This window comes from Elusimicrobiota bacterium (assembly GCA_041660925.1).
Classification (GTDB): Bacteria; Elusimicrobiota; Elusimicrobia; order UBA1565; family UBA1565; genus JBAZUV01.
Genome location: JBAZVI010000006.1, coordinates 138,052 through 153,773, shown reverse-complemented (window position 1 = coordinate 153,773; position 15,722 = coordinate 138,052). Strand labels below are relative to the sequence as shown.

The 15,722-nt window shown below is 69.0% G+C and carries 16 protein-coding genes; 15 read left to right on the top strand and 1 reads right to left on the bottom strand.

Going from position 1 to position 15,722, the window contains the following annotated elements; genetic code table 11:
• Positions 1-12: 12 nt before the first annotated feature.
• The 13 genes from dnaJ to WC969_09885 all read left to right on the top strand — a co-directional run bounded on the left by dnaJ (position 13) and on the right by WC969_09885 (position 11,699).
• Positions 13-1,242: a molecular chaperone DnaJ gene (gene dnaJ, locus WC969_09945; GenBank protein MFA6030165.1), complete on the top strand. Its 1,230-nt coding sequence runs from the start codon at positions 13-15 to the stop codon at positions 1,240-1,242.
• Entirely contained in the window at positions 1,242-2,003 is a 762-nt protein-coding gene (locus tag WC969_09940; protein ID MFA6030164.1) for an RsmE family RNA methyltransferase, read from the top strand. Before dnaJ ends, WC969_09940 begins: the two co-directional genes overlap by 1 nt.
• A 162-nt stretch (positions 2,004-2,165) precedes the next feature.
• A complete protein-coding gene (locus WC969_09935; GenBank protein MFA6030163.1) occupies positions 2,166-2,588 on the top strand; it encodes a hypothetical protein in 423 nt (140 codons plus the stop codon).
• 88 nt (positions 2,589-2,676) lie between these two features.
• Entirely contained in the window at positions 2,677-3,381 is a 705-nt protein-coding gene (locus tag WC969_09930; GenBank protein MFA6030162.1) for a hypothetical protein, read from the top strand.
• Positions 3,381-4,352: an SAM-dependent methyltransferase gene (locus tag WC969_09925; protein MFA6030161.1), complete on the top strand. Its 972-nt coding sequence runs from the start codon at positions 3,381-3,383 to the stop codon at positions 4,350-4,352. The genes WC969_09930 and WC969_09925 overlap by 1 nt, the downstream gene beginning before the upstream one ends.
• Complete coding sequence (locus WC969_09920; protein ID MFA6030160.1) at positions 4,349-4,708, top strand: peptide chain release factor-like protein; 360 nt, start codon at positions 4,349-4,351, stop codon at positions 4,706-4,708. Before WC969_09925 ends, WC969_09920 begins: the two co-directional genes overlap by 4 nt.
• Positions 4,709-4,715: 7 nt before the next feature.
• Complete coding sequence (locus WC969_09915; protein ID MFA6030159.1) at positions 4,716-5,831, top strand: metallophosphoesterase; 1,116 nt, start codon at positions 4,716-4,718, stop codon at positions 5,829-5,831.
• On the top strand, positions 5,828-7,126 hold the full coding sequence (locus WC969_09910) for a MiaB/RimO family radical SAM methylthiotransferase (protein MFA6030158.1): 1,299 nt from the start codon (positions 5,828-5,830) through the stop codon (positions 7,124-7,126). The genes WC969_09915 and WC969_09910 overlap by 4 nt, the downstream gene beginning before the upstream one ends.
• Positions 7,127-7,242: 116 nt before the next feature.
• Positions 7,243-7,584: a histidine triad nucleotide-binding protein gene (locus WC969_09905; protein MFA6030157.1), complete on the top strand. Its 342-nt coding sequence runs from the start codon at positions 7,243-7,245 to the stop codon at positions 7,582-7,584.
• Positions 7,585-7,666: 82 nt separating this feature from the next.
• Positions 7,667-7,870 carry a 30S ribosomal protein S21 gene (rpsU, locus tag WC969_09900; GenBank protein MFA6030156.1) on the top strand — a complete coding sequence of 68 codons (204 nt, stop codon included), beginning with the start codon at positions 7,667-7,669 and terminating at the stop codon, positions 7,868-7,870.
• Positions 7,871-7,893: 23 nt separating this feature from the next.
• Positions 7,894-9,678, top strand: coding sequence for a DNA primase (gene dnaG, locus WC969_09895; protein ID MFA6030155.1), 1,785 nt, complete (start codon positions 7,894-7,896; stop codon positions 9,676-9,678).
• Positions 9,678-11,393, top strand: coding sequence for a sigma-70 family RNA polymerase sigma factor (locus tag WC969_09890; GenBank protein ID MFA6030154.1), 1,716 nt, complete (start codon positions 9,678-9,680; stop codon positions 11,391-11,393). Before dnaG ends, WC969_09890 begins: the two co-directional genes overlap by 1 nt.
• Positions 11,394-11,402: 9 nt before the next feature.
• Positions 11,403-11,699 carry a hypothetical protein gene (locus tag WC969_09885; GenBank protein ID MFA6030153.1) on the top strand — a complete coding sequence of 99 codons (297 nt, stop codon included), beginning with the start codon at positions 11,403-11,405 and terminating at the stop codon, positions 11,697-11,699.
• 214 nt (positions 11,700-11,913) lie between these two features.
• Here WC969_09885 and WC969_09880 read toward each other — a convergent pair whose 3' ends face one another.
• Positions 11,914-12,603: a hypothetical protein gene (locus WC969_09880; protein ID MFA6030152.1), complete on the bottom strand. Its 690-nt coding sequence runs from the start codon at positions 12,601-12,603 to the stop codon at positions 11,914-11,916.
• A gap of 130 nt (positions 12,604-12,733) precedes the next feature.
• Between WC969_09880 and WC969_09875 the strand changes: the two genes are divergently transcribed.
• Both WC969_09875 and WC969_09870 read left to right on the top strand, forming a co-directional pair.
• Positions 12,734-14,386 (top strand): FecR family protein, encoded by a 1,653-nt coding sequence (locus tag WC969_09875; protein MFA6030151.1) that lies wholly within the window; start codon positions 12,734-12,736, stop codon positions 14,384-14,386.
• An 82-nt stretch (positions 14,387-14,468) separates the two neighbouring features.
• Positions 14,469-15,671: a hypothetical protein gene (locus tag WC969_09870; protein MFA6030150.1), complete on the top strand. Its 1,203-nt coding sequence runs from the start codon at positions 14,469-14,471 to the stop codon at positions 15,669-15,671.
• Positions 15,672-15,722 lie beyond the last annotated feature (51 nt).

The window sequence follows — 15,722 nt, the reverse complement described above, 5'->3', positions numbered from 1 at the left end:
TCCCGAGCGCGCATGGCTAAAGATTATTACGAGCTCCTGGGCATCCCCAGGAACGCCACGGAGGCCGAGATCAAGGCGGCCTACCGCAAGCTCGCGCTCAAGTTCCACCCCGACCGCAACGCCGGCAACAAGGAGGCCGAGGAGCGCTTCAAGCAGGTGAACTCGGCCTACGAGGTCCTCTCCGACGGGAAGAAGCGCCAGCTCTACGATCAGTTCGGCGAGGCCGGGGTGAGCGGTCAGCACGGCGCCCACGGCGGCCACGGCGGCTTCGGCGGCGGCTTCCGCCAGGGCGGAGATCCCAACGACATGTTCGGGGAGATCTTCGAGAGCTTCTTCGGCGGAGGGGGCGGCGGCTTCGGCGAGCCGGGCGGCGGCCACGCGCGCACGCGCCGCGGCCACGACCTCAAGTTCGAGGCGACGGTCACCCTCGAGCAGGCCTACGAGGGCGTGCAGAAGCCCATCGACTACGAGCGCATCGAGACCTGCGCCACCTGCCGCGGCAGCGGCGCGCGGCCCGGCACCGGCCTCAAGCGCTGCGCGACCTGCCGCGGGGCCGGGCGCGTGCAGTACTCCCAGGGCTTCTTCTCCATGAGCCAGACCTGCCCCGCCTGCGGCGGCGCCGGGCAGACCATCGAGACCCCGTGCAAGGACTGTCGCGGCTCGGGCACCGCGCGCAGGAAGCATCACCTCACGCTCCGCATCCCCGCCGGAGTCTACGACGGCGCCACGCTGCGCGTCGCCGGCGAGGGCGAGGCGGGCGCGCGCGGCGGTCCCGCCGGCGACCTCTACGTGGACGTGCGGGTGAAGACGAACTCCCGTTTCGAGCGCGACGAGGACGACCTGGTCTACCGCCAGCGCATCAGCTTCCCGCAGGCCGCGCTCGGCTGCACCCTCTCGGTCCCCACGCTCGGGGAGGGGAAGTCGCGCATCAAGATCCCCGCCGGCGTCCAGCATGGGGCGCTCTTCCGCCTCCCCGGCAAGGGGATGCCCAAGCTGCGCGGCCGCGGCTACGGCGACCTGCTCGTGCGCGTCGAGGTCGACGTCCCGCGACATCTCGAGGGCCCGGAGAAGGAGCTCGTCGAACAGCTGGGCCGGCTCATGCACAAAGCCGACGAGGAGGACGCCGCCGAGACGGAGAAGGCGGAGAAGGCCGAGAAGACGGCGGAGGCGACGGGGAAGGGCGGCGAGCCGCCGAAAGAGGATGGCGGCATCTTCGGAAAGATCTTCGGCGGAGGCTCCTGATGCCCCAGTTCCTCGTCGCTCGCGAAGACGTCCAGAACGACCGCTTCACCCTGCGCGGCCCGGAGGCCTTCCATGTCGCGAGGGTCCTGCGCTGCCAGCCGGGACAGACCCTCGAGCTCTTCGACGGCAAGGGCGGGCGCTACGCGGCCGTCATCGAGAAGGTGGGCGAGGACGGGATCGTCGAAGGGAAGATCACCGGGACCCTGCACGCCACGAAGAAGGGCACCCAGGTCCAGATGACCCTCTATCTCGGGCTCCTGCGCTCCTCGCGCTGGGACTGGGCCCTCGAGAAGGCGGCCGAGATCGGCGTCTCCGCCATCGTCCCCATCCTCACCCCGCGCACCGTCGTCCAGCTGCGCGAGGAGGGAACGCCCAAGAAGATCGAGCGCTGGGCGAAGGTCCTCACGGCCGCCTCCAAGCAGTGCGGCCGCGCCGAGATCCCCGAGCTCTACCCTCCCCAGCAGTACCGCGAGGCCATCGTGAAGGCCTCGAAGGAAGGCGCCACCTTCGTCGGCTGGGCCAAGCCCTCCGGCGCGATGACCTCGCTGCACGAGGCCCTCGTGAAGGCGCGCCAGCACCACAGGGACGCGCTCAAGGTGAACCTCTTCATCGGCCCCGAGGGCGGCTTCTCCGACGAGGAAGCCGAGCTCGCCGAGATGGAGGGGGCGCACCTCTTCCACATGGGCGCCACGACCTTACGAGGCGAAACGGCCGCGATCGTCGCCGCGGCGCTGGTCCTCCACGATCTCGGCGCGCTGTAATCGGCCTTCCGCGCCGCATGTGACGATTGTTGCTAGTGCGCCGTTCATTATATTCATATATACTATCGGCGCCGCAGACGGACGACGGTAGCTCGGGACAGACGGACTTCGACGGACCTCCCGATTCACGACTTGGGGCGCCCATGCCCCCAGGAGGACCGCATGAAGTCCAGCATCCGCATCGCCGTGCTGTTCGTCGTCTCCGCCCTCTCCTTGGGCTGCGCCAAGGAACGCGTCCTGCTCGAGAAGGAGTCCCGTCTCCTCAACAACGAGTGGAGCAGTTGCGAGTTCACCCTCGACAACCTCGCGCAGGTGAAGCTCTCGCTCTCCGTGCTCAGCGGCAACGGCGTGACCCTCTTCCTGCTCGACAACTACGAGCTCAAGCGCTACAGCGACCTGCAGAAGACGCTCTACGACGGCAAGTTCGCCCATTACGAGGCCTTCCATCAGGACAACAAGAAGCAGGCCTTCTCCTCCGCCCAGCTCGCCCCGGGCAAGTACATGCTCGTCGCCCGGGAAGGGAGCCCGCTCAGGGGCAGCGCCGCGGAGTCGGCGGTGGCGCGCATCCGCCTCGTCGCGGAGTAAGCGGGAATCCCCGCGGGGGAGTCCCGGGGGGATTTGGAGCACGCAAGCAGGGACCGCGCCGCGGTCCCTGCTTTTGTATGATGGAGGCATGGCGACGGAAGAGGCGGGCAAGCCGCCGGAGAAGCCGGGCGAGCGGCTGGAGGACCTCGAGAAGTCCTGCGTCGAGCCGGGACTCTACATCTTCATGCCCGACGGCACCCGCCTCGATCTGACCCTCGCCAACATCGAGCGCGTCGCCGCCGAGTTCTGGGAGGACCCGGCGAAGTTCTCCCCCGAGGCGCGGCAGGCCATCGACCTGGAGAAATGCGCGATGTGCCCGGACCTCGGCCGGCCCGGCGTCTGCCACGCCATCCACCCCATCCTCCCCATCGTCCGGCAGGCCGACAAGTACCGCTCCTACACCCCGGTGCGGGTGCTCTTCAAGGCCGAGGACGGGAAGCTCGTGCGCAGCGCCGAGGTCCCCATCCAGCAGGCGCTCTCCTACGTCTGCACCCTGAGTCTCATCTGCTACTGCGACGTGGGCAAGAAGTACTGGGAGTACTACGAGGGGATCCACCCGCTCATGCAGGCCCACGAGATCGCCCACCGCCTCCTTCTGAACATCAACCAGGCCAACGCCGGGGACCCGGAGAAGGTGCGCGCCATCGTCGAGCAGTTCGAGCGCGAGATCATGGTGACGACGCGCTGCGTGCTCAACCGCCTCCATCTCCTCTGCCGCGAGGACGCCCTCCTCAACGCCTTCGTCACCGCGCAGTCGCCCGCCGCGCTCATCAAGATCATGACCGGAGGCTGATGCCCCGGGTCCTCCACGTCGGGCAGACGGGCTTCGAGGCCTTCCTCGCCAAGGAGGCCGGCGCGGCGCTCGAGAAGGGGCCGGGCTGGGCCCTCTGCGAGAGCGAGCGCTCCGACCTCTGCTTCGCCCATCTCACGCTCTTCGAGCCCGTCGAGCTCCGCGGCGACTCGGTCAACGCGCTGGCGGGACGGGCCGCCGACCATTTCCTCGAGACGAGCCGCACCGAGCGCTACGAGAAGCCCTGGCCCCTCTGCTTCGAGGCCGCCGGGGTCGCCGGTCTCGGCGCGCGCTGCCGTGCCGTCGAGGAGGTCTTCCTCGAGAAGACGAGCCGCATGGCGCGCGTCCTGCGCCTGGCCGAGAAGGGGCGGCCGGAGCCCGGCGCCGCCCGCGGCATGTTCCTCTACCTCGCCGACTTCCGCCGCGCCTTCGTCTCGCGCATCGCCTTCGCGGGCGGGCAGCGGCGCATGGCCGACGACCCTCAGGCGCCCTCGCGCTCGTTCCTCAAGGTCGAGGAGGCCTACCGCGTGCTCGGCGAGTCCCCGCTGGAGGGGGAGAGCGTCGCGGACCTCGGCGCGGCCCCGGGCGGCTGGAGCTACAGCGCGGCCCGGCGCGGGGCGCGGGTGGTCGCCGTCGACAACGGCCCGCTCAAGGGCGGCGCGCTCGACCATCCGCTCATCGCGCACGCACCGGAGGACGCCTTCAAGTACTTCCCCGAGCGGCCTGTGGACTGGCTCTTCTGCGACCTCATCGAGGAGCCGGGCCGGGTCCTCGAACTGCTGCGCCGCTGGGTGGAGGCGGGTTCCTGCCGTCGCTTCATCGTGAACGTGAAGTACGGCCGCCAAGACCCCCTGCCCCTGCTGCGCGAGCTCCGCTCCCCCGAGGGCGGCCTCCTCCCGCGCTGCGCGCTGCTGCGCGCGCGGCACCTCTACCACGACCGCGAGGAGTTCACGCTCGTGGGGAGGCTGAAGTGACGCCGCGGCCCCTGCGCGAGGAGGACCTGCGCGAGACCTTCCTGCGCTCGGCGGGAGCCGGCGGGCAGAACGTCAACAAGGTCGAGACCGGCGTCCTGCTCGTCCACCTCCCGACCGGGCTGAGCGTCCGCTGCACCGACGAACGCTCGCAGGCCCAGAACCGCCTCATCGCCCGCCGCCGCCTGGCCGAGAAGCTCGAGACGCGCGAGCGGGCGGAGGCAGCGCGGCGCCGCCATCTCTTCGAGCTCGAGCGCCGGCGCAACCGCAAGCGCAGCCGCGCCTCCAAGGACCGCATGCTCGCCGACAAGCGCCACCGCGCGCGGCTCAAGGACTCCCGCCGCAGCCGCGAGGATTGAGACCCGCATGCTCCATGTCGTCGCCTTCATCGCGTCCGTCGTCTGCGTCTACCTCGGCATGCAGTATTACATCGCCTGGTGGACGCTGCGCCATTTCCCGAACCTGCCCGTCGCGCCCGGAACGCTGAGGATCCTGCTCCTGCTCGTCGCGCTCTCCTTCCCGCTCGGGATGTGGCTGCTGCGCAGCCACTCGACCCCCTTCACGCGGGCCTTCGCCTGGCTCTCCTTCATCTGGCTCGGCGCGTCCTTCCTCATGCTCTCGAGCGCCGTGCTCGGAGACCTCCTCGAGACGGCCCTGCGCTGGTCGCGCTGGGCGGGGCCGGCGCACCGCGGCGCGGCCTGGGGCGTCCTCCTGCTCGCCGCTTTCTCCGTCGGCTGGTCGCTCTTCGACGCGGCCCGGGTCCCCCGGGTCCGCGAGGTCGAGGTGCGCCTGCCGCGCCTGCCGCGCGAGCTCGACGGACTGCGCGTCGTCCAGCTCTCGGACCTGCACCTGGGGCTGAGCGTCTCTCTCGACCAGTTCGAACGCATCCTCGAGCGCGTGAAGGGCCTCTCGCCCGACCTCGTCGTCTTCACCGGCGACCTCCTCGACCCGGGCTTCGCCGGAGAGGAACGGCTCGCGAGTCAGCTCGCCGGGCTCGCGCCGCGTCTGGGAGTGCTCTCCGTCTTCGGGAACCACGAGCACTACCACGGCGTCGACGCCTCCCTGGCCTCCTACCGCCGCAGCGGCCTGCCGCTGCTGCGCGGAGAGGTCCGCGTCCTTCCGGGGGGGCTGCAGGTGGCGGGCATCGACGACCAGATGGCCGCGCGGCTCGACGACGAGGACGTCGGGAAGGTCCTCGGACGGCTCGACCCCGCGAAGCCCTCCATCCTGCTGAGCCACCAGCCCCTGCGCTTCGAGCTCGCGGCGGAGAAGGGCGTGGGCCTCATGCTCTCCGGGCACACGCACCGCGGCCAGCTCTTCCCCTTCACGCTCCTCGTGCGCGCGGTCTACAAGCGGGTCTACGGACCCTATCGCTCCGGGGCGTCGACGCTCTACGTGAGTCCGGGCGCGGGGAACTGGGGCCCTCCGATGCGCTTCCTCGCCCCCGCCGAGATCGTCCTTCTGAGGCTGCGCGCTCCATGAGGGTCTTCTTCAAGACCTTCGGCTGCCGGGTCAACCAGTACGAGACCGAGCGCCTGCGCGAGCGTCTCCTCGGCGACGGGGTCTCCGTCGCCGTCCCCGACTTCGAGACCGCCGACGTCTGCGTCGTGAACACCTGCAGCGTCACCGACGAGGCCGACAAGGACGCGCTCCAGCTCCTGCGCCGCATCCACCGGCGCAACCCCGCGGCGCGGCTCATCGTGACGGGCTGCCTCGCCACGCGCGCGGCCGAGCGGGTGCGCGCGGCCGCGCCGGGCGCGATCATCGCCGGCAACGCCGAGAAGGAATCCCTCCCGGAGCTCGTGCTGCGCCCTCCGGCGCCGTCCTGTGCGCCGGAGGACGGCGCGAGAGGAGGACGCCCGCGTGCCGGCCCGGCCCCCGCGTACGCGGGACTCTCCTCCTTCTCCGGGCACGCGCGGGCGTTCGTGAAGGTGCAGGACGGCTGCGACATGAAGTGCAGCTACTGCGTCGTCCCCTCGGTCCGGCCGAAGCTCTGGAGCCGACCCCTGCCGGAGGTCGAGGCGGAGGCGCGCGCGCTCATCGCGCGCGGCCACCGCGAGCTCGTGCTCTGCGGCATCCGGCTCGGGCGCTACCTCGTCGCGGAGGGAGGGAAGCGGACCGACCTCCTCGGTCTGCTCCAGCGACTCGCCGCGCTGGAGGGGGATTTCCGCCTGCGCCTCTCCTCGCTCGAGATCACCGACTGCACCGACCGCTTCCTCGACGGCTACGCGGCCCTCGGCGAGCGGGTCTGTCCCTCCTTCCACCTGCCCCTGCAGTCGGGCGCCGAGACCGTGCTCAAGCGCATGGGGCGCTGGTACGGCGCGGTCTTCTATCGCCGGCGCCTGATGGCCCTGCGCGAGCGCCTCCCTGGCGCCGCGGTCTTCACCGACCTCCTCACGGGCTTCCCGGGGGAGACGGACGAGGAGTTCGACGCCACGCGCGCCTTCGCCGAGGACGCCGCCTTCTCCGGCCTGCACGTCTTCCGCTTCTCCGCCCGTTCCGGGACCCCGGCGGCGGCGATGGGCGGGCAGGTCCCCGCGCCCGAGCTGCGGCGGCGGGCCGAGGCCCTGCGCCGGCTCGACCGTTCCCTGCGGGGCGCCTTCGCCGCGGCCGCCGTCGGCTCCCGCCGGCGCGTCCTCGTCGAGGAGTCCCTCCCGAAGGTCACCGCCATGACCGACCATTTCCTCAAGGTCGTCCTGGACCGCGACCCCGGTCCCGGCCTGCACTGGGCCCGCGTCGTCTCCTCCTCCGGCCCCGACGCCTCCGCCGTCGTTTGAAAAGTGTAAAAGTGTGGTAGCAGGCACCAGGGAGCGGGGGGCGGACTTCCCTGGCTGGCGGGGGGGGCGGCCGTTATAGTAGAATCCCTGTTTCCAAAAGGGTTTATAGCCATTTCATGAGCAAGGACTGCCTCTTCTGCAAGATCGCCGAGGGGACCGTGAGGTCTCAGAAGGTCTATGAGGACGACCATGTGGTCGCCTTCAAGGACCTCAACCCCCAGGCCCCGACGCACATCCTGCTCATCCCCCGCCGGCACATCGCGGGACTCTCCGCGAGCGGCGCCGACGACGAGGCCCTGCTCGGGAAGCTGCAGGCCGCCGCCCGGGCCGTGGCCGCCGAGCTGAAGCTCGCGAGCTTCCGCCTCGTGACCAACGACGGGCGGGACGCGGGACAATCGGTGGACCACCTCCACTACCACCTGCTCGGCGGGCGGCGGATGGGCTGGCCTCCGGGCTAGATTTCAACGGCGTCCGGGGCCGACGGCCCGGGGCGCCGATCAACGAGTGAGCTGAGAGAAGCCAAGGCGGTGAATACATAACATGGTCTTCGTCAAGATCCGCGACAACGAATCCATCGAGGAGGCGCTGCGCCGGTTCAAGCGCGAGTGCGAGCGCAACGGCATCCTCAAGGAGATCAAGCGGCGGGAGCATTACCTCACGCCCAGCGTGAAGCGCAAGCTCCGCCAGCAGGAAGCCCTGCGCAAGATGCGCCGCCTGCGGCGCAAGCGCGCGATGAGGGGCTGAGCGTCCTTCGGGGCGCGGCTCCCATGGCACAGTTCACCGAGCAGACGCTGGAGGACATCCGCCAGCGGGTCCCCATCGAGGAACTGGTCCGGGAGTACGTGCCCGGCCTGAAGAGGGCCGGGCGCAACTGGAAGGCCTGCTGTCCCTTCCATCAGGAGAAGACGCCGTCGTTCATCGTGTCGCCCGAGCGCGGGACGTTCCACTGCTTCGGCTCGTGCAGCACGGGCGGCGACGTCTTCACGTTTTTGATGAAGGTGGAGAACCTCGAGTTCCCCGAGGCCGTCGAGAAGCTCGCGACGCGTGCGGGCGTGACGCTGCCGAAGGACTCGTGGCAGTCGAGCCCCCAGGCGCGCGAGCGCCGGCGGCTCCTCGACGCGCTCGAGTTCGCGCGCGAGTTCTACCACGGCGAGCTGATGGCGTCGCCCGAGGCGCTGAGCGCGCGGCAGTACCTCGAGAAGCGGGGGCTGAAGGCCGAGACGGTGAAGGCCTTCCAGCTCGGCTACGCGCCGCGCGCCGGCCGCGGGCTGCTGCCGGCGGCCGCGGGGAAGGGCTACGACGCCGCCCTGCTGATGAAGGCGGGGCTCGCGGCGCGCCGCGAGGACGGGACGTACCGCGACTATTTCTGGGGCCGGGTGCTGTACCCGATCCGGAACGCGAAGGGGGAGACGGTCGGCTTCGGCGCGCGCGTGCTCGGCGCCGGGGAGCCGAAGTACCTGAACTCCCCCGAGACGCCGCTCTTCTCGAAAGGGCGGGTGCTGTACGGGTTCTTTGAAGGCTTGTCGGCCGTCCGCAAGGACCGGCGCGTCGTGCTGATGGAAGGCTACATGGACGTGCTGGCCGCCCATCAATGGGGGCTGCCCATCGCCTGCGCGCCGCTCGGGACGGCCGTGACGGAGGACCACGCGACGACGCTCGCGCGCTACGTCGAAGAGGTCACGTTCCTCTTCGACCCGGACGCGGCGGGCGCGACCGCGGCGATGCGCGGCGCCGAGATGCTGCTCGAGCGGGGCCTGCGCGTGCGGGTCGCGACGGTCCCCGGCGGGCTCGACCCCGACGAGCTGCTCATGAAGAGCGGCCGGCGCGGGCTCGACAAGTGCCTCGAAGAGGGCGCGGACCTCGCGGAGTTCCGCACGGTCCTCTCGCTGAAGGGGCGCGCGGGCGCGTTCCTCGAGCCGGAGGACAAGGCGAAGGTCGCCGGCGAGGTTCTGGGGACGATCGCGCGCTGCCCCGACCAGGTGCTCAAGCGCGAGTGGGTCCGGCGCCTGTCGCAGAAGCTCGACGCCGACGAGGAGTCGCTGCTCCTGCAGCTGCGCCGCAGCGGCGAGCCGCCTTCGCGCATGCGCGCCCTGGCGCCGAAGGCGCCTGCGGAGCGCGCGGCGAAGCCGGTCCCGGCGGCGGAGAAGGACATCCTCCTCTGCCTCCTGCGCCAGCCCGCGCTGGCGCTCGACGACGCGCTCGTGGCGGAGGCGGATCTCTCGGACCCGCGCGCGCGGGCGGTCTTCGCGGCGATGCGCTCGACGTACGGCGCGTCGGAAGGGGGGACCTCTCCGGCGCGGGTTCTGGAGGCGCTGGAAGGGGAGGCGCGGACGCTGGCCTCGGTCCTGCTCGTCGACGAGCGGGCCCTCAGCGACCCCGCCGCGGTGCTCTCGGGCATCGTGGGACGCGCGCGCCGCGAGCGGCGCCTGAAGGAGCTCGAGCCGGTCGTGCTGCGCATGGCCGCCGAGGGCGGCGCCGGGGAAGGGTCGGCGGAACTGAAGACGGAATATATGCGGCTTTTATCTGAACTGAAAGGGACGAGGAGAGACTGATGAGCGCGACGCCCAAGCAGGCACTCGGGGATCTGATCGAACTCGGCAAGGAGCACGGCTACTTGACGCTCGAGGAGATCAACCGGTCGCTGACCGCCGCCAACATGTCGTCGGACGAGATCGACGGCCTGATGGCGACGCTGGAGGACCTCGGCATCGAGGTCGTCAACCGCAAGAAGGCGAAGGTCTCGGCGCCCGCCGAGCGCGAGGCGTACACGGAGGAGTGGGAGTCCACGCCGGACGTCTCGAACTCCATCCGCATGTACCTCTCCGAGATGGGCAAGGTGCCGCTGCTCTCGCGCGAGGAGGAAGTCACCCTCGCCCGCAACGTCCGCGAGCGCGAGAAGGAGCTGCGCCTGCTCGTGCTGGAGTCCCCCATCACGATGCGCGAGATCCGCAACTGGGAGACCCTCATCTCGCTGCAGGAGATGACGCCCAAGGAGCTCATGCCGCGCGGCCGCAAGACCTCCCAGGAGCTCTCGGCGATGCGCCGCAAGATGAAGGCGGTCGCCCAGTTCATCGGGAAGTCCGAGAAGGTCGTCGAGCGCCTGCGCCGCCGCCTGCTGAGCCCGCGCCTCTCCGACAAGATGCGCCAGAAGGTCCACCGCACCATCGAGGCGCGCAACCGCGAGATCGTCGACAAGATCCTCGGGCTGAACCTCAACCAGGACAAGATCAAGCGCCTCACCAACAAGATCAAGAGCCTCGCGCAGAAGATCCGCGAGTGCCAGGACGAGGTCGCCCACTACCGCAAGCGCTACGGCATCGACCCCGCCGAGCTGCTGCGCCTGCATGAGCTCAACGCCAAGGGCCGCCTGACCAACGAGCAGTTCCGCTCGAAGACCGGCTACACGCCGAGCGCGGTCGAAGCGGCGCTCGAGAACATGCGCATCGTGCTGGAGCGCCATGACCGGCTCGTGCACTCGCTGCCGATCCAGGTCGTCGAGTTCCTCGAGCTGGACAAGCGCATCGTCACCCTCGAGGAGCAGATCCTCCAGGACAAGCTCAAGCTCATCAAGGCGAACCTGCGCCTGGTGGTCTCCATCGCGAAGAAGCACGTGAACTCGAACCTCGAGCTCTCCGACCTCATCCAGGAGGGCGGCCTCGGGCTCATGAAGGCCGTCGAGAAGTTCGAGTACAAGCGCGGCTTCAAGTTCTCGACCTACGCGACCTGGTGGATCCGGCAGTCCATCAACCGCGCGATCGCCGACCAGGCGCGCACGATCCGCATCCCCGTGCACATGAAGGAGCTCATCAGCAAGCTGATGAAGGTGACGCGCCGCTACCGCCAGGAGCAGGGCCGCGAGCCCACCCTCGAGGAGTACACGCGGCACCTGCACATCTCGGTGGACAAGGTGAAGAACGTCCTGAAGATCATGCAGGAGCCCATCTCGCTGGCCACGCCCATCGGCGAGGACGAGGACTCCTATCTCGAGGACTTCATCGAGGACAAGGCCGGCCCGGCGCCGTCGAACTCCGCGCAGGGCTTCCTGCGCCGCGCCGAGGTGGAGAAGGTCCTCGGGTCCCTGACCGACCGCGAGGCGAAGATCCTGAAGCTCCGCTTCGGCATCGGCACCGGCTACCCGCGCACCCTCGAGGAAGTCGGCCGCATCTTCAAGGTCACCCGCGAGCGCGTGCGTCAGATCGAGAGCAAGGCCATCCGCAAGCTCCGCCACCCTTCCCGCTCCCGCGGACTGCGCGACTACATGGACTAGCCGGTAGGCATGGATCGGAAGACCGAGCGGCTCATCTACAACGGGGTGTTCGCGGCGGCGCTGCTGCTCGCCGCGCTCCTGCTCGTCTCCGCGGGACGCCGCCTGCTCGCGCGCTGGAAGGCGCCGGCTCCTCCGGCGGCGGCCGTCGCGGCGGCGCCGGACCCGATGAAGGACGGCATGTCGCGCGTCGAGCGGCCCATGCCCTTCATCCCGCCCGTCCAGCTCATCCGCCGGGCGCCGCAGCGCCGCGCCAGCGCTCCGCCGGCCGTGCCCGCGCCCCCTATCACGCCAGACAAGCGCAAGTGACTCCCCTTCCGCCCCTCCTCTCCCCTCGGGGAGTCTGGGCTATAAGGCTTCCCTAATCGCCCGGTCCCGGCACTTTCAGCGCCGGGGTGCCGGCGAGGTGTAGGAGGGGGGAGAGCTGATGAAAAAGAAGAAGGCCCGCTTTCGCGGGCCTTCTTTTTTGCGTCCGCCCCCTTCCCTGCCCTTCCCCGTGGTGGAAGGCAGTGGGGAAGGGAGGTTACTTGTGCGGGTGCACGTCCCGCTTCAATATGTCCCTGATGATCTCCGCCGCGACCTCCTTGCCGCCGAGGCCGAAGGCCAGCGCGAAGGCCAGACCGAGCGAGGCCAGGATGATCTGCACGCTGGAGGCGAGCAGCAGCATCTGGATGCCGAGCTGCTCCATCGCCATGAGCGTCGAGAAGACGACGATGACGACGTACGCCGCCTTGGCGAGGACGTCCCCGCCGCGGATGTCGTTGGCGGAGGAGGCGTTGGCCACGACCTGCGAGAGGAAGCGGGCGAACATGAGCCCGCCGAAGAGGATGAGGATGGCCGCGATGACCGAGGGGAGGAAGAGCATGAAGCGCTCGAGGAGCTCGGAGACGGCCGCCAGGTTCACGGCGTTGGCCGCCGAGACGAAGAAGGCGAAGAGGACGAACCAGTAGACGAGGAAGCCGACGACGTAGCCCAGCGACTTTCCCATGCCCAGGCGCGCGAGGACCTCTCCGACGCCGACCTTCTGGACGGCGTCGTCGATCTTGGCCCGCTCCAGGGCGCGCTCGACGACCGAGCGCAGCAGCCGGGCCACGAAGAGCCCGATGAGGACGAAGAGGAAGGCGGCGGCGAAGCTCGGCACCTGCGAGAGGACGCGGTGCAGAACCACGCGGAACGGGTCGGCGACGAGCTGGACGAAGTCCTGGTTCATCATGGGCTGATTATAGCACGGCGGCCCGTGCGGGAGGGCGAGCTGTTTATACCGTACGCGACCATTGTCACATTGCCGTCGGCTTGACAGGTCCGAGGTCCACTGCTAGACTCTCAACGTAGCTGCGCGAGCGATGCCAAACCACGCCGAGGCCCGCCGCACCCTTCCTCTATTGGGCGCTTCGTTATTCGCCCTCCTTTTCTGTCTCCCCGCCGCCGCCGCCGTCACCCTGACCTCCGTCGAAGGCAAGGTCTATCTGCGCGGGACCGGCTCCGTGCTCTGGAACGAGGTCGCCGTCAACCGCGAGGTCCAGCCCGGCGAGGAGCTCAAGACCGACCCCGGCGCGCGCGCGGTGCTCACCTTCGACGACGGCTCCCGCGTCGAGATCGGCCCGCGCAGCTCCTTCCAGCTCGAGAACGCCGCGGCCAACGACGCGCGCATGCGCATCGGCGTCGGCTGGATGAAGGCCATGGTCTCGAAGGTCCTCAGCCGCCGCTTCTCCGTGCGCACCCCGACCGCGGTCTGCTCCGTGCGCGGCACCGAGTTCGACGTGAGCGTCCGCGACGACGGACGCACTTCGGTCGACCTCTTCAAGGGCTCGCTCGGCGTCGCCGACAACCGCGGCAGCGAGGTCCTCCTCAAGGAAGGCCAGCGCGTGGACGTGGACCAGGGAGGCGTCGGCCGCGTCGGGGCCATCGGAGGCAAGGCCGACGACGGCGGGCCCGCCGACTCCAAGGAGCGCCAGGCGCTCAAGCGGGAGGTCGGCCTCGAGATGACGAAGGAGGAGGTCCAGGCCGCCGCCGCCCTCGAGCAGAAGAACGCCGTCTACCAGCAGGGCAAGGCGATGGTGGACGTCAACGGCTACCGCGTGCGCATCGAGGAGTACATCATCCGCCCGGCCGCCGACACCTACAAGTTCGTCGTCCTCAACGAGCGCGCCGACCGCTTCGACTACTTCTTCCGACAGGGCACCTTCAATAAGGCGCTCCCCGACGACCTCAGCGTCGCGCTGCGCCAGGTCCCCGGCTGCGTCGGCGCCCCCTGCGACTACTGGGTCACCGACTTCAAGACCGGCTACTCGAACACGCAGGACAGCGTCGTCGAGACGGCGAGCGGCGGTCACCTGGTCGACCTGAACAACAATCAGGTCTCGGGGGATGAGGTGACGTTCGCTTTCGATGCGGCAAAGAACGATTACGCTTCCGTTTCCGCTCCGACCGCCGACACCGCCGGCGCCAATCCGGGGCGCAACGCGAACACCAGCTTCTGGGCCGCTCTTTACGACACCTACTCCCTCGCCTACAACGGTCAGAACCACAACACGTGGACCTCGGCCGTCGGCGCCTACAATGCGGCTGCGGGCGGGGCGAATTGCACGGCGGGAGGCGTCGGCTTTGGCTGCGGAGGCGTCCAGAGCATGGGCGACTCCAACGGCGTGGGCGACCAGCGCACGGTGAATAACGTGACTTCCGTGCTCCGCTCGCCGAACTGCGATACTCTCGACAACTGCACCGGCTACCGCGACAGCGGCCTCTTCCACTACATCATCTACTCGAAGAACGGCGACGGGTCGAAATGGGACAAGTACGACACCTACGTCATCGACGACGCGGGCAAGGTCGCTCCGTTCTCGGCCTTCTCCGGTGCCACGAGCGGCTCCGCGTATAAGGCGACGCTCCTGAAGTGGAACTATCAGCAGATCATCACCGCCTCGGAGTTCGGCGGCCGCCGCATCGACCTGGTCTTCGAGCCGAAGATCCTCATCGAGTCGGGACTCATTCCTTAATAAGAGACAGGGAAACGATTTGAACCGCCTCCAGACGAGACTCAACCGGACCCTGCGCGGCTGCGCAGGGCTCCTTCTTTTGATGGCGACCGCAGCCCGGGCCGTCGAGTACGTCCCCATGTACAACCTCTCGCTTATGGGGGGGCAGTACTTCTTCGCCGGGGACAAGAGCCGCATGAACGCGAACGTCTCGGCCAACGTCACTCCGGCCGTGAAGCTCGACAGCGGGTGGACCCTGCTGCCGACCTACAGCGGCTACTATAAGGGAACGAAGGCCGTCACCGACGCGGTGGGTTCCGGCACGCTCTTCCAGCAGCAGTTCGACAACCGCCTCGGGCTCTCGGCTCTGCGCGCGATCGCGGGCACGGACTGGAAGATCAAGCCTTCGGTGAGCTACAAGCACGAGCTCCTCAAGGAGACCCGCGACGAGGCCTGGGGGAAGGGCCTTTTCGACTACCAGAAGTTCGGCGTCGGCTTCGAGGGGGAGAAGGTCTACCGCGACCCCTTCTCGCTGCGCGTCGGCTACGACTTCTACTACGTGCGCTTCCCGAACTATCAGTCGCTCGAGTCCAAGTCCGGGACCGACCCGCTGGGCAACCCGCTCGGCCGCGAGACCGCGGGGAAGAACGTGCTCGACACGATCAACAACCAGGTCAGCGTCACCCTGACCCGGCCCTATCCTTACGACGACCCGAAAGTCTCTCTCTCGGCCTCCTACAGCCTCCTCTGGCAGAAGTTCCCGGACCAGAAGCTCGTCGACGCGGCGGGGCAGTACAAGAACGCGAACCGGCAGGATTTCAGCCAGAGCGCCGGCCTGGGCGCCACCTATCCGCGCAGCTTCCGCTCCGACACGGTCCGCGTCACCGGGGGCTTCCAGCTCGGCCTCGCGTACAACGGCTCCAACCAGAACACCTATGACGCCGGCCAGACGAAGTACGTGCCGGACTCCTACAGCTATACCCAGTACTCGATGGGCCCGAGCGTCTCGGTGGCCTGGGGCGACGACATGAAGATGCCGCAGACCGCCGGGCTCGCCATGACGTGGTCGCGGACGCAGTATGCCGGCCGCCTCGTCCAGGACGCCAACGGGCTCTATCAGGACTCCGCGCAGTACCAGAGCCGCTATCTCGTCGGGATGAACTACTCCTATCCCGTCGCCCCGCACTTCCGGCTCAACGCGCAGGCGAACTTCCTGATGGCGCGCTCGAACATGACGTACGAGAAGACCTACAAATACTCTTACAACACCTCCAGCTATCTTTTCGGCTTTACGTACGATTATTGACGCGCCGTCCGTCCGGTCCGTGCCGTTTGTGACTTTTGTCGCTGTGACGCA